The 14,114-nt window shown below is 70.0% G+C and carries 12 protein-coding genes; all 12 read right to left on the bottom strand.

Features of this window, described 5'->3' with window-relative positions; translation table 11 throughout:
• Positions 1–61: 61 nt before the first annotated feature.
• The gene (locus tag M2317_RS11835; RefSeq protein ID WP_429460392.1) at positions 62–985 is read right to left on the bottom strand and encodes a methionyl-tRNA formyltransferase; all 924 of its coding nucleotides are present in this window, start codon (positions 983–985) and stop codon (positions 62–64) included.
• An 18-nt stretch (positions 986–1,003) separates the two neighbouring features.
• Positions 1,004–2,953 (bottom strand): primosomal protein N', encoded by a 1,950-nt coding sequence (locus M2317_RS11830; protein ID WP_429460390.1) that lies wholly within the window; start codon positions 2,951–2,953, stop codon positions 1,004–1,006.
• Positions 2,953–4,149, bottom strand: coding sequence for a methionine adenosyltransferase (metK, locus tag M2317_RS11825; protein ID WP_429460388.1), 1,197 nt, complete (start codon positions 4,147–4,149; stop codon positions 2,953–2,955). Before metK ends, M2317_RS11830 begins: the two co-directional genes overlap by 1 nt.
• A 16-nt stretch (positions 4,150–4,165) precedes the next feature.
• On the bottom strand, positions 4,166–4,423 hold the full coding sequence (rpoZ, locus tag M2317_RS11820; protein ID WP_120228631.1) for a DNA-directed RNA polymerase subunit omega: 258 nt from the start codon (positions 4,421–4,423) through the stop codon (positions 4,166–4,168).
• Positions 4,424–4,488: 65 nt separating this feature from the next.
• On the bottom strand, positions 4,489–5,397 hold the full coding sequence (gene gmk / locus M2317_RS11815) for a guanylate kinase (protein ID WP_429460387.1): 909 nt from the start codon (positions 5,395–5,397) through the stop codon (positions 4,489–4,491).
• A complete protein-coding gene (gene pyrF, locus M2317_RS11810; RefSeq protein WP_429460386.1) occupies positions 5,390–6,235 on the bottom strand; it encodes an orotidine-5'-phosphate decarboxylase in 846 nt (281 codons plus the stop codon). The genes gmk and pyrF overlap by 8 nt, the downstream gene beginning before the upstream one ends.
• Positions 6,232–9,519, bottom strand: coding sequence for a carbamoyl-phosphate synthase large subunit (gene carB, locus M2317_RS11805; protein ID WP_429460384.1), 3,288 nt, complete (start codon positions 9,517–9,519; stop codon positions 6,232–6,234). Before carB ends, pyrF begins: the two co-directional genes overlap by 4 nt.
• The gene (gene carA / locus M2317_RS11800; protein WP_429460383.1) at positions 9,519–10,661 is read right to left on the bottom strand and encodes a glutamine-hydrolyzing carbamoyl-phosphate synthase small subunit; all 1,143 of its coding nucleotides are present in this window, start codon (positions 10,659–10,661) and stop codon (positions 9,519–9,521) included. Before carA ends, carB begins: the two co-directional genes overlap by 1 nt.
• A complete protein-coding gene (locus tag M2317_RS11795) occupies positions 10,658–11,164 on the bottom strand; it encodes a hypothetical protein (RefSeq protein WP_429460382.1) in 507 nt (168 codons plus the stop codon). The genes carA and M2317_RS11795 overlap by 4 nt, the downstream gene beginning before the upstream one ends.
• Complete coding sequence (locus M2317_RS11790; protein WP_429460380.1) at positions 11,161–12,462, bottom strand: dihydroorotase; 1,302 nt, start codon at positions 12,460–12,462, stop codon at positions 11,161–11,163. Before M2317_RS11790 ends, M2317_RS11795 begins: the two co-directional genes overlap by 4 nt.
• Positions 12,459–13,424: an aspartate carbamoyltransferase catalytic subunit gene (locus M2317_RS11785; RefSeq protein WP_429460378.1), complete on the bottom strand. Its 966-nt coding sequence runs from the start codon at positions 13,422–13,424 to the stop codon at positions 12,459–12,461. Before M2317_RS11785 ends, M2317_RS11790 begins: the two co-directional genes overlap by 4 nt.
• Complete coding sequence (gene pyrR, locus M2317_RS11780; RefSeq protein WP_429460376.1) at positions 13,421–13,951, bottom strand: bifunctional pyr operon transcriptional regulator/uracil phosphoribosyltransferase PyrR; 531 nt, start codon at positions 13,949–13,951, stop codon at positions 13,421–13,423. The genes M2317_RS11785 and pyrR overlap by 4 nt, the downstream gene beginning before the upstream one ends.
• Positions 13,952–14,114: the final 163 nt, after the last annotated feature.

The raw sequence follows: 14,114 nt of genomic DNA, 5'->3' as shown, positions 1-14,114 counted from the left end.
CGATCAGGGCGCGAGTTCCCGCCAGGACGCGAGGGGCGACGCGAGGAGCGCTGCGGACCGCTCACGATCCGGCCACCGTGCCCTCGCCCTCGCCCTCGCGCCGACCGCGCCACCAGTCGGCGGCCGCCATCGCCGGCTTGCCCGCCGGCTGCACCCGCGTCACCGCGAGCGGCGAGGTCGCCGTCCCGATCAGCACGGCATCCTTCGTGCCCTGCATGAGCCCCGGTGCGAGCGCCGCATCGGCGCCGGGCTCTGCGGCAAGAATCTTCAGGCGCGCGCCGTCGACAGTCGTGTGCGCGCCCGGTTCGCGGGTGACGCCGCGGAACCGGGCGTACACCTCGTTCAGCGGCCGCGTGAAGTCGAGCCGGCCGTCCTCCAGCGTCAGCTTCGCCGCGAGAGTGACCGTCCCGGTCTGCGGCTGCGCGTGCGCGGTTCCGGCTTCGATCGCCTCGACCACCTCGGCGGTCAACGGCGCGCCGGCCGCTGCGAGGGCGTCCAGAGCGATGTCGGCGGTCGCGTCGGCGGGCACGTCGAACGCGCGTGCCGCGTAGACGTCGCCGGCGTCCAGGGCCTCGACGAGCTGGAAGACGCTCGCCCCGAGTTCGTCGTCGCCTGCGATCAGCGCGCGCTGCACCGGGGCGGCACCGCGCCAGGCCGGCAGCAGCGAGAAGTGCAGGTTGATCCAGCCGTGCAGGGGCGTCGAGAGCAGAGGCTCCTTGACGAGTCCCCCGTAGGCGACGATGACACCGAGCTCCGGTCGCGCAGCCGCGATCCGCTCGGTCGCCTCGGCATCCAGGCGCGCGGCCTTGATGATCGGAAGGCCGAACTCCTCGGCGGCGAGAGCGACCGGCGACGGCGTGAGAATCCGTTTCCGGCCGAGCGGGGCATCGGGACGCGTGACCACCGCCGCGATCTCATGGCTCGCGGCGAGCAGCCGCAGCGTGGGGACGGCGACGGCGGGTGTGCCGGCGAAGACGAGGCGCATGAAGGTTCTCCGGTGGGGTCAGATCTCAGGTTCGAGGATATCGAGCCGCAGCGCGAGCGAGGCCCTGGTCGGGCGGCCCTTGCCGCGTCGGCGCTGGACGGCGTCGGCGATCACCTGCGCGCGCAGCGTGGTGGCGACGGCCGTGCCCGCTCCGTACTCGAAGCGGATGAGCGCACGCACGCGCCCGTCGTCGTCGGCCAGCGGCACGGGTCCGAGCACGGCTTCCGCCGGCAGTCCGAGCGCGCGGACGGCCTCGACCGCCGCGCGCACCGATGCCGATGTCCCCTCGACCTGCGCCACGCGGACGGTCGGGGGCATGTGCACAGGTGCTCGACTCTGGAGCTCGGCGCGGGCGTAGCCGGCGTGATTCCAGGTCGCCAGTGCCATGGCCGCCGGTCCTTGGATGCCGACCAGATGCACGGGTGCACCAGGTGCGGCCAGCGCCGTGGCGTTCGACCACCAGCGCAGACAGGACTCCCCGATGCGCAGATCCGGGGCCTGCAGCATCCGGGCGCCGTCGAGCAGGATCACGGCGCGGTATCCGCCGTCTGCAAGCGGCTCGGCGCCACGGGTGGCGACGACGAGGCTCGGCTTGTCGTCGACCCGCGTGATCGGATGCGTTCCGTCCGCGACGATGACCCGGATGCCGGGAAAGGCGCGCCCGAGCTCGTCGGCGGTCCGTTCGCTCCCCGAGGACGCGAGGCGGAGCTTCGTCGACGAGCACTCCGGGCAGGTCCACGTGCGTGCGGCGCGACCGCACCATCCGCACACCGGCACGGCGCCGCGGGTGCGCGCCCCCAGCGGACCCGCGCACTGCGGGCAGCGGGCGGGTCTGCGGCAGTCGGCGCACACCAGGGAGGGTGCGAAACCCGGACGAGCGACCTGGACGAGCACCGGCCCTTCCGCCGCGGCATCCCGAGCCGACCGGAACGCGCTGGACGGCATCCTCGCCGCGCCCTGCTCGAGCTCCTGCGGGGTGCTCAGCTGCACGCGAGGGAGAATGCGTCTGGCCGCGCGGACGTCCTGCAGCCAGCCGAGCTGGACGAGACGCTCGGCGTCGGTGGTGCGGGTATGGCCCGCGATCAGCAGCGCACTGCCCTCCTGCTCCTGACGCAGCAGCGCGGCGTCGCGCGCGTGCACATAAGGCGCCAGCGGCTCGGACAGCAGCGGATCTCCGTCGTCCCAGACGATCACGAGTCCAGCCCGCGCCGGAGCGTAGACGGCGGAGCGATTGCCGATCACGACGCACGGGGCATCCTCCAGCGTCCTCAGGAACGCCCGATAGCGATCGGGATTGGACTGACGCGCATCGTGGCGCACGATCGCGTCGGTCGGGACGAACGCCTCCAACGCGGTCATCGCCTGGTCGAGATCCCGATGGTCGGGGACGACGACGATGCTCGAGCGTCCGGCGGCCAGCGTGTGCGCAGTCGCCGCCGCCACGAGCGCGGTCCAGCCGGGGTGTCCGTGCTCGAGGACCGGCACGGCTTCCACAGCGGCGCGTCCGGCGCCGTCGAGAACGTCCCGCAGTCCCGAGTACCGGTCGATCACGTCGCCGGCCTTCGCGAGCGCTTCCGGGGAGGGGACCGGTGTCTCGGCATCCGCGGTCCAGGCCTTCTCGACCCTCACCTGGCGTTTCGGGATCGCCAGGCGCAGGATGTCGGATGCCGATCCGGCGGCGCGATCCGCGGTGCGTCGGGCGAGCCGGTAGAGCGCGTCGGTGAGCACCGGCACCGACGAGACGATGCTGTCCACCTCGGACAACGGGCGGTCCGCGTCGCTCTCAGCGTCGATCTCAATGACGTACCCGTCGACGACGCGTCCGGCTGTGCGCAGCGGAACCTTCACCCGTACGCCGGGGACGACGGGGCCCAGTTCTTCGGGAAGCGCGTAGTCGAACAGCCTGTCCAGCTGCGGCAGCGGCGAGTCCAGGAGCACGCGCGCGATGCGCCGGCCCTCCCCGGTCATCAGACGCCGGCGGCGCGGCGCAGCTGTTCGGCGCGGTCTGTCCGCTCCCAGGTGAAGTCCGGCAGCTCGCGACCGAAGTGCCCGTACGCGGCGGTCTGCGCGTAGATCGGACGCAGCAGGTCGAGCTCCTCGATGATGGCCTGCGGTCGCAGGTCGAACACCTCGGTGATCGCCTGTGTGATCACGTCGTCCGCGACGCGGCCGGTGCCGAAGGTCTCGACGTACAGGCCAACGGGACGGGCGACGCCGATGGCGTACGCGACCTGCACCTCGATGCGATCGGCCAGCCCCGCGGCGACGGCGTTCTTCGCGACCCAGCGCATCGCATAGGCGCCGGAGCGGTCGACCTTGGACGGGTCCTTGCCGCTGAACGCGCCACCGCCGTGGCGGGCGGCGCCGCCGTAGGTGTCGATGATGATCTTGCGGCCGGTGAGACCGGCATCCCCCTTGGGCCCACCGGTGACGAACGGGCCGGCGGGGTTGATGTAGTACGTGAGATCCGACGGGATGTCGAGTCCGGTCGACGCGAGCACCGGGTCGATGACGTGCTCGCGGACCTGCGCCTGCAGCTCCTCCTGCGAGATGTCGGGGTGATGCTGGGTCGACACGACGACGGCATCCACGGTCTTCGGCGTGAATCCGTCATAGCCGAGCGTGACCTGCGTCTTGCCGTCCGGACGCAGATAGGGCAGGAGCCCCGATCGGCGGACCTCGGTGAGGCGCTCCGCGATCCGGTGCGCCGTCCACCCGGCCATCGGCATGAGCTGCGGCGTCTCGTTGGTCGCGAAGCCGAACATGATGCCCTGATCGCCCGCACCGAGCGCATCGCGCGCTTCGGTCGAGCTGCCGTCGCGGTGCTCCTGCGCCTGGTCGACACCGTGCGCGATGTCGCCGGACTGCTCCCCCACCGACACGCTCACGCCGCACGACGAGCCGTCGAAGCCCGTGTCGCTCGAGGTGTAGCCGATCCCGTTCACGACATCGCGGACGATCGTGGGGATGTCGACGTACGCCTCGGTGCGGATCTCGCCGGCGACGTGGACGAGGCCCGTCGTGACGAGGGTCTCGACGGCGACGCGGGAGCCGGCATCCTCGGCGATCAGGCCGTCCAGGATGCTGTCCGAGATCTGATCGCAGATCTTGTCGGGGTGGCCCTCGGTGACGGATTCGGACGTGAACAGGCGCAGTGCGGTCATGAAGGCTGTCGCGCTCTTACTCGGCGTGACGGATGCGCAGCTTGTCCTCGTTGATCTCGTGGAGCGCGATCGTGAGGGGCTTGTCCTCGACCGAGGAGTCCACGAGCGGACCCACGTTGTCGAAGAGGTTGCCCTCGTGCAGATCGGAGTAGTAGTCGTTGATCTGGCGTGCGCGCTTGGACGCGTAGATGACCAGTTCGTACTTCGACTCGACGCGGTCGAGCAGGTTGTCGATGGGCGGGTCGATGATTCCGTTGGTGTGGTGTCCGGCCATGGTGGGACCTCCAGATCAGGCGACGGGATCGTCGCGAAGTCGAAACGGCGGGCGCGCGGCAGCGTTCAGCGCGCAGTCGCCTCAGACAATTCTACGACCTCGCGGGCCGCCGAGGAGACATCCTCGTTCACAATCAGGTAATCGAACTCGCCCTGGGCGGCCAATTCCACTTTCGCGGTGCGCAGGCGCCTGGCGCGCTCCTCCTCGTTCTCGGTGCCGCGGCCGACGAGCCTGTGCACGAGTTCGTCCCACGACGGCGGCAGCAGGAAGATCAGCGTCGCGGACGGCTCCGCCGCTCGGACCTGGCGCGCACCCTGCAGATCGATCTCCAGCAGGACGGTCCTGCCCGCGGCCAGAGCGGCGTCGATCGGGGCGCGCGGAGTGCCGTAACGGCTCTTGTTGTGGACGACCGCGTACTCGAGCAGCTCGCCGTCGGCGATCAGCCGATCGAACTCGGCATCGTCGACGAAGTAGTAGTGCACCCCGTCGATCTCACCGGGGCGCGGCGGCCTGGTCGTCGCCGACACCGACAGGTGGATCTCCGGATGCGCCTCGCGGATGTGCGCCGCGACCGTCCCCTTGCCGACCGCCGTGGGGCCGGCGAGCACCAGCAGGCGGCTGCGTCCGGCTCGCGGCGTGTGCGGGGGGAAGCGCTCGTCGAGCCAGGCGGCGAGAACCTCGCGCTGCCGGATGCCGAGTCCGCCGAGCCGCTTCACGGGCGAGATGTGCAGCTCCTCGAGAATGCGATCCTTCTTGCCGACGCCGATCGCCGGCAGCGCCAGCAGGAAGTCGGTGACCCGGAACGACCCGGCCACGGATTCCGGGTCGGCGATCGCATCGGCGAGCACCCGCTGCGGGGCCGCGACCCGTGTGGTCAGGTCGCGCTTGAGCGCGGCGCGCGCGCGACGCCGCTCGACCGCGCGGCGCGCTGCAGCGACACGATCGACGTCGGGGACGATGCGCTTGTCAGTCACGGAGCGCCTTCCGGTACGACTCCGCTGCGCTGTCGATCGCGTCGGCGAGGCCGGCCGGACCTGCGGAGAGGATGCTGCGGCTCTCACTGGCCAGCACGAGGCCGGCCTGCGCACCGTAACGCGCGCGGAGATCGGCGGGCCCTGCACCCTGGGCGCCGAAGCCCGGTCCGAGGATCGGAGCCGCAGGGGCGAACGCCTCGAGGCCGGCCTGCACCCAGTCGACGGTGGAGCCGATGACGAAGCCGTTGCTCCCCCACTCCCCCTCGGGCGTCGTCGTCGCGTTGCGTGCGGACACCGCGGCGACGACCGATGCCGAGACCGTGCGCCCCTCCGCATCCGCGGCGCGCTGGATCGGCGTCGCGTCGGGGTTGCTCGTCGCAACGAGCACGAACGTGCCCTTGCCGTGCTGGGCGGCCAGGTCGAACGTGCTGTCCAGCGCGCCGACGCCCAGGAACGGGTTGACGGTGAGCGCGTCGGCCTCGAGCGGCGATCCCGGCGTGAACCAGGCGGCGGCGTAGGCGTCCATCGTGGTGCCGATGTCGCCCCGCTTCGCGTCGGCGATCACCAGCAGGCCGGCCGCACGAGCAGCGGCGAGCACCTCCTCGAGCGCGGCGAACCCGGCGGATCCGAAGCGCTCGAAGAACGACACCTGGGGCTTCACGACGCCGACGCGACCGCGGGCGGCCTCGACCGCGCGCAGGCCGAACTCGCGGACGCCGGCACCGCTCTGCGGCAGGCCCCAGGCATCCAGCAGCGCGGCGTGCGGGTCGACCCCCACGCACAGCGGCCCGTACTGGGCCAGCGCCGCTCTGGTGCGCTCTCCGAAGCTCGTGGTCACAGCGCGTTCTTCCTGTCGATCGCGTACTCCTGCAGGCTCCTGACCTCGAAGCCCTCGTCGGCGGCATCCATTCCGCTGACGGCGGCACCCAGCACGGCCATGGTCGTGAACAGCGCCTTGTCGGCGGCGACCGCCGCGGCACGGATCTCGTAGCCGTCGGCGCGCGCTGCTCCCCCGGACGGCGTGTTCACGACGATGTCGATCTCGCCGTCGTTGATGAGGTCGACGACGTTGCGCTCCCCGTTGTCCTGCGTCTCGCTGTACTTGGCGACCACGGTCACCGGGATGCCGTTGCGCGACAGGATCTCCGCGGTGCCCTCGGTCGCGACCAGCACGAAGCCGAGCTGGTGGAGCCGGTGGGCGGGGAGGATGACGGCGCGCTTGTCGGCATCGGCGACCGAGATGAACACGGTGCCGGAAGTGGGCAGTCCGCCGTAGGCCGCGGCCTGGCTCTTCGCGAACGCCGTCGGGAAGTCCTTGTCGATGCCCATCACCTCACCGGTGGAGCGCATCTCCGGGCCGAGCACGGAGTCGACCGTCCGGCCGTCGCGGGTGCGGAACCGCTTGAACGGAAGCACGGCCTCCTTGACGGCGACCGGGGCATCCAGCGGCACCTGAGAGCCGTCCTGGACGGGCAGCATCCCCTCGCTCTTCAGCTCGGCGATGGTGGAGCCGACCATGATGCGGCTCGCGGCCTTGGCGAGCGGGATGCCCAGGGCCTTCGAGACGAACGGCACCGTGCGGCTCGCGCGCGGGTTGGCCTCGATCACGTAGAGCACGCCTGCACTGATCGCGAACTGCACGTTGAGGAGTCCCCGCACCCCGACGCCCTCGGCGATCGCGAGGGTCGCCTTGCGCACCCGGTCGATGTCGCTGCGCCCGAGCGAGACCGGCGGCAGGGTGCAGCTGGAGTCGCCGGAGTGGATGCCGGCCTCCTCGAGGTGCTCCATGACCCCGCCGATGTACAGCTCGTGACCGTCGTAGAGGGCGTCGACGTCGAGCTCGATCGCGTCGTCGAGGAACCGGTCGACGAGCAGGGGCTTGCCCTGCTCGATGACGACCTCGCCGGCCGTGCGCACGAAGTAGTCGCGCAGGCTGGCCGTGTCGTAGACGATCTCCATCCCGCGGCCGCCGAGGACGAAGCTCGGGCGCACCAGCACCGGGTAGCCGATCTCCTCGGCGATGATCACGGCTTCGTCGGCGTCGATGGCGGTGCCGTGGCGGGGCGCGACCAGCTCGGCCGCGTCCAGCAGCTGCGAGAAGAGCTCGCGCTCCTCGGCGATGTCGATCGCCGCGGGGCTCGTGCCCAGCACGGTGTACCCGGCCGCCTCGATGCCCTTGGCAAGGCCCAGTGGGGTCTGACCGCCGAGCTGGCACACGACGCCGAGGATCGTGCCGCTGGCGGCCTCGGCATCCAGCACCTCGAGGACGTCCTCGAGGGTGAGGGGCTCGAAGTAGAGCCGGTCGGATGTGTCGTAGTCCGTCGAGACGGTCTCGGGGTTGCAGTTGACCATGACGGTCTCGTACCCGGCATCCGACAGCGCGAACGATGCGTGCACACAGCTGTAGTCGAACTCGACACCCTGACCGATGCGGTTCGGGCCGGAGCCGATGATGACGACCTTCGTCCGCTCGGACGGCGCGACCTCGGTCTCGAAGTCGTAGCTGGAGTAGTGGTAGGGCGTCAGCGCCGGGAACTCGCCAGCGCAGGTGTCGACCGTCTTGTAGACAGGACGGATGCCGAGGCCGTGACGGACGCCGCGGACCTCGGCCTCGGAGATGCCGCGGATCTCGGCGAGCTGCGCATCCGAGAAGCCGTGATCCTTGGCGTGGCGGAGCGTGTCGGCATCGAGTTCGGCTGCCGCGCGGACGTATTCTGCGACCTCGTTGATCAGGACGATCTGATCGAGGAACCACGGGTCGATCGCGGTGGCTTCGAACGCCTGCTCGATCGTCGCTCCCTTGCGCAGCGCCTGCTGCAGGGTGACGATGCGGCCGTCGGTCGGGGTCTTGGAGATATCCAGGAGCTCTTCGACGCTGCGGTGCTCGACGCCCCAGTGGAAGCTGGAGCCGCGCTTCTCGAGCGAGCGGAGCGCCTTCTGCAGCGCCGTGGCGTAGTTGCGGCCGATCGCCATCGCCTCGCCGACCGACTTCATGGTCGTCGTGAGCGTCGGGTCGGCGGCGGGGAACTTCTCGAACGCGAAACGGGGCACCTTCACCACGACGTAGTCGAGCGTGGGCTCGAAGCTCGCGGGGGTGACCCCCGTGATGTCGTTGGGGATCTCGTCGAGGCGGTAGCCGAGCGCGAGCTTGGCGGCGAGCTTGGCGATCGGGAAGCCGGTGGCCTTCGAGGCCAGCGCGCTCGAACGGGAGACGCGGGGGTTCATCTCGATGACGATGATGCGCCCGTCCTTGGGATCGACGGCGAACTGGATGTTGCAGCCGCCGGTGTCCACGCCGACGGCGCGGATGATGTCGATGCCGATGTCGCGCAGCTTCTGATACTCGCGATCGGTCAGCGTCAGCGCCGGGGCGACCGTGATCGAGTCGCCCGTGTGAACGCCGACCGGATCGACGTTCTCGATGGAGCAGACGACGACCGTGTTGTCGGCCGTGTCGCGCATGAGCTCGAGCTCGTACTCCTTCCAGCCGAGGATCGACTCCTCCAGGAGCACCTCGTTGGTGGGCGAATCGTGCAGTCCTGCACCACCGATGCGACGCAGGTCCGCTTCGTCGTACGCGAAACCGGATCCCAGTCCGCCCATCGTGAAGCTCGGGCGGACGACGAGCGGGTAGCCGAGCTTCTCGGCTCCGGCGAGCAGCTCGTCCATCGTGTGGCAGATCACGGATGCCGCGACGTCCGCCCCGGCATCCAGGACGAGCTGCTTGAAGATCTGGCGGTCCTCGCCCTTCTTGATGGCATCGACCTTGGCGCCGATCAGCTCGACGTCGTACTTGGCGAGGATGCCGCGCTCATCCAGTGCCATAGCGGCGTTCAGAGCCGTCTGGCCACCGAGGGTCGGCAGGATCGCGTCCGGGCGCTCCTTCGCGATGATCGTCTCGATGACCTCCGGCGTGATCGGCTCGATGTAGGTCGCATCGGCGAAGTCGGGGTCGGTCATGATCGTCGCCGGGTTGGAGTTGACGAGGATGACTCGGACGCCCTCCTCGCGCAGCACTCGACAGGCCTGGGTGCCGGAATAGTCGAATTCGCAGGCCTGACCGATGACGATCGGGCCGGAGCCGATGACGAGTACGGATTTGATGTCGTCGCGCTTGGGCATTACTTGGCGTCCTTGTTCTCGCGGACCAGATCCGCGAACCGATCGAAGAGGTAGTTGGCGTCGTGGGGGCCGGCGGCGGCCTCGGGGTGGTACTGCACCGAGAAGGCCGGGATGTCGAGGGCGCGCAGACCCTCGACGACGTTGTCGTTCAACCCGACGTGGCTGACCTCGACGCGACCGTAGCCGGCCGGGCTGTCGAAGACGCCCTCGATGGGCGCGTCGACTGCGAAGCCGTGGTTGTGGGCGGTGATCTCGACGCGACCGGTGGTCTTGTCGCGCACCGGCTGGTTGATGCCGCGGTGACCGAACGGCAGCTTGTACGTACCGAGGCCGAGGGCCCGGCCGAGCAGCTGGTTGCCGAAGCAGATGCCGAAGAACGGCAGTTTCTCGTCGAGGACCGAGCGCAGCAGTTCGACGTGGCCGTCCGAGGCCGCCGGGTCGCCTGGTCCGTTCGAGTAGAAGACCGCGACGGGGTCGATCGCGCGGATCTCCTCGATCGTGGCGGTCTGTGGCAGCACGTGCACCTCGAAACCGCGGGCGGCGAGGTTGTCGACGGTCGCCTGCTTGACGCCGAGGTCGAGCACGGCGAGGTTCCCGATCTTCTCGCCCACGGCGGGTGTCACGGTCGCGGCGTCGACCGAGACGTCGGCGGAGAGGTTCTGGCCCGCCATCTGCGGAGCCTCCTGCACGATGCGCAGCTGCTCCTCGGCATCCAGGGCCGCGGCCTCTCCGGAGAAGATCCCGCCGCGCATGGACCCGGCCGAGCGGATGTGGCGGGTGATCGCGCGCGTGTCGATGCCGCTGATGCCGACGATGCCGTCGCGCTCGAGGGTGTCGTCGAGCGAGCTGTTCGCGCGCCAGTTGGACACGACGCGCGAGGGGTCGCGGACGATGTACCCGGCGACCCAGATCCGACGGGACTCGGGGTCCTCGTCGTTCATGCCCGTGTTGCCGATGTGCGGGGCCGTCTGCAGCACGATCTGTCCGGCGTAGGACGGGTCGGTCAGGGTCTCCTGGTATCCGGACATGCCAGTGGCGAAGACGACCTCGCCGAGGGTCGTGCCCCGCGCACCGTAGGCGCGGCCGCGGTGGCGTGATCCGTCCTCGAGGACCAGGACAGCGGATTCGGAAAGGTGAGTCATGAGGTGGCTCCCGTCTTGGGGGCCGCGATGAGCGGCCGCAGTTCGGAGATGAGATGCGCCGGGTCACCGGTGGTGACGCGGAGGTAGGAGTCGACCGGGTGGGCGTCGGCGACGTTCCAGACGATCTTGACCAGTCCGTCCGGTTCGACGACGCGGTCGATCGTCACGGTCGCGCGGTCGACGGCCTGAAGCCGGTCGCGGCTGAGGAACACCGTGGGTGCTCCGTCCAGGCACAGCGCGACCCCGCGGTCCGTCACGGCGATCTCGCCGCGGGCGCGATACGCGAGCGGAGAGATCGTGAGCCGCTCGAGCGGTTCGTCGTGCTTGGTCGTGGAGACGTACAGAACTTCGTGACGCGCGCGCACCTCGGCGTGCTCGGGCACGCCGAGCGGTGCGGTGAGCCCCGAGTCCCTGCGCAGGCGCCGACGCCAGGCGAAGAACATCGCCAGCAGGATGCCGAGCGCGATGAGCCCGGTGATGAGGAACATGAGCTCCCGAGTCACGTGTTCAGCCCCTCGACCAGCACGCCGTCGGCGACGGTCGCCGTGCCCCGGTGGATGGTCCACTGCACGCGTCCTGGCAGGTCCCGGCCCAGGTACGGCGAGTTGCTGCTGCGGCCGTGCAGGTCGGCCTCGGTGAAGACGCCGGGGACGGACGGGTCGTACACGCTCACGTTGGCCGGAGCTCCGACCTCGAGGGCGCCGAACCCGTCCAGGCGGCCGATCCGGGCCGGGTTCGTGCTCATGACCCGTGCGACGTCTGTCCACTCGAGCAGGCCGGTGGCGACCATCGACTGGTGGACGACGCGCAGTGCGCTCTCGAGACCCACCATGCCGTTGGCGGCCGCCTGCCACTCGCAGGCCTTGTTCTCGCTGGGGTGCGGGGCGTGGTCGGTGGCGACGATGTCGATCGTGCCGTCGGCCAGACCTTCGCGAACCGCGAGGACGTCTTCCTCACGACGCAGCGGCGGGTTGACCTTGTAGCGGGCATCGTAACCGCGCACCAGCTCGTCGGTCAGCAGCAGGTGATGCGGGGTGACCTCGGCCGTGACCGCGATCCCGCGCTTCTTGGCCCAGCGGATGATGTCGACCGAACCGGCCGTGGAGAGGTGGCAGACGTGCAGACGGGAGCCGACGTGCTCGGCGAGCAGCACGTCGCGCGCGATGATCGACTCCTCGGCGACGGCCGGCCAGCCGGCGAGACCGAGTTCCGCGGACACCGTGCCCTCGTTCATCTGAGCGCCCTCGGTGAGCCGAGGGTCCTGCGCGTGCTGCGCGATCACGCCGTCGAAGCTCTTCACGTACTCGAGGGCGCGGCGCATGATGAGCGAGTCCCAGACGCAGAAGCCGTCGTCGCTGAACACGCGGACCTTCGCCCGAGAGGTGGCCATGGCGCCGAGCTCGGCGAGGCGCTCGCCCTTCTGCCCGACCGTCACGGCCCCGATCGGCTGCACGGTGGCATAGCCGGCCGCTTCGCCGAGGGCGAGCTCCTGCTCGACGACACCGGCCGAGTCGGCGACCGGCGAGGTGTTGGGCATCGCGAACACCGCGGTGAACCCGCCGGCCGCGGCCGCGCGCGTGCCGGAGAGCACCGTCTCGGATGCTTCGTAGCCCGGCTCGCGCAGATGCGTGTGCAGGTCGACGAGGCCGGGGAGCGCGACGAGTCCTGCGGCGTCGATCCGCTGCGCTCCGGCGCGGCTCAGCCCCGAACCGATCTCGGCGATGACGCCGTCCTCGATCACGATGTCGGCGCTGTCGCGCCCGAGCAGCTGGACGCCTTCGATGACGAGGGTCTGGCTCATTTCACTTCCCCTCGTTCGTCTTCGCGCTCCCCCGCCAGCAGCAGGTAGAGCACGGCCATTCGCACCGAGACGCCGTTCGTGACCTGCTCCAGCACGGTGGAGCGAGGCGAATCGGCGGCTTCGGAAGAGATCTCCAGGCCCCGATTCATCGGGCCGGGATGCATCACAATGCTACCGTCCGGGAGGCCGGCAGCGCGCACGGCGTCGAGGCCCCAGCGCCGGGAATACTCCCGCTCACTGGGGAAATACGCCGCGTTCATGCGCTCGAGCTGGATGCGCAGCATCATCACTGCATCCGGGCCGTCGGCCAGCGCCTCATCGAGGTCGTACCGGACGCGGACAGGCCACAGCGAGATGTTCTGCGGGATCAGGGTCGGCGGCGTCACGAGCGTGACCTCCGCACCGAGCGTGGTGAGCAGCCAGACGTTCGATCGCGCGACGCGCGAGTGCAGCACGTCGCCGACGATCACGACGCGGATGCCGGACAGGTCGCGCCCGCGGCTGTCGGCGCCGTATCGGCGCTTGCGGATCGTGAAGGCATCGAGCAGCGCCTGCGTCGGATGCTCGTGCGTTCCGTCGCCGGCGTTCACGACCCCGGCACTGATCCAGCCGCTCGTGGCGAGCGTGCGCGGCGCGCCGGATGCCCCGTGGCGGATGACGACGGCATCCGCGCCCATGGCCTGCAGCGTCTGGGCCGTGTCCTTCAGGCTCTCGCCCTTCGAGACGCTGGAGCCCTTCGCGGCGAAGTTGATCACGTCCGCCGACAGTCGCTTGGCGGCCGCCTCGAACGAGATGCGCGTGCGGGTGGAGTCCTCGAAGAAGAGGTTCACGACGGTCTTGCCGCGCAGCGTGGGGAGCTTCTTGACCTCGCGGGACTGCGTGTCGGACATGTCCTCGGCGACGTCGAGGATCCGGAGCGCCGTCGTCCTGTCGAGGGTCTGGGTGTCGAGCAGGTGCCTCATGCTTCGATCGTCACCTCTTCGGCGCCGTCGTACTCGAACAGGCGCACGTTCACGCGCTCCTGGCGGGACGACGGGATGTTCTTGCCGACGAAATCCGGCCGGATCGGCAGCTCGCGGTGCCCGCGGTCGACGAGGATCGCGAGTCGGACGACCGATGGACGCCCGATCGACTGGATCGCGTCGAGCGCCGCGCGGATGCTGCGCCCGGAGAAGAGCACATCGTCCACGAGGACCACGGTCCTGCCGTCGATGCCGCCGGTCGGGATCTCGGTCGGACGGGGCGACCGGGTCGGATGCTTGGCGAGGTCGTCCCGGAACAGGGTGACATCGAGCGCGCCGACCGGAACCGGCTGCTGCGAGATGTCGCTGATGAGTGCGCCGAGACGTTCGGCGAGGGCGACGCCACGGGTGGGAATTCCCAGGAGGACCAGATCGGTCGCTCCACGATTGGATTCCAGGATCTCGTGGGCGATGCGGGTCAGTGCCCGCGAGATATCGGCTTGCTGCAGCACGGTGCGCGTGCTCATCCGCCGCTCCCTTCTCCGCCTCACAGGACGGTGTTAAAGGTTGCTCGTGATCTCAGTCTAGCGGAGGCGATCACGCGCCGACGACGGTGACGCCCCGCTCTCGTGCGACCTGTGCGAAGCGGGCACCGAGGGTCGCGAGCGAGGGTGACGGCGTGCAGGATGA

It is taken from the genome of Microbacterium sp. ZKA21 (assembly GCF_050434165.1).
GTDB lineage: Bacteria > Actinomycetota > Actinomycetes > Actinomycetales > Microbacteriaceae > Microbacterium.
The sequence above is the reverse complement of the archived record's forward strand: the minus strand, read 5'-3'. Positions and strand labels throughout refer to the sequence as shown.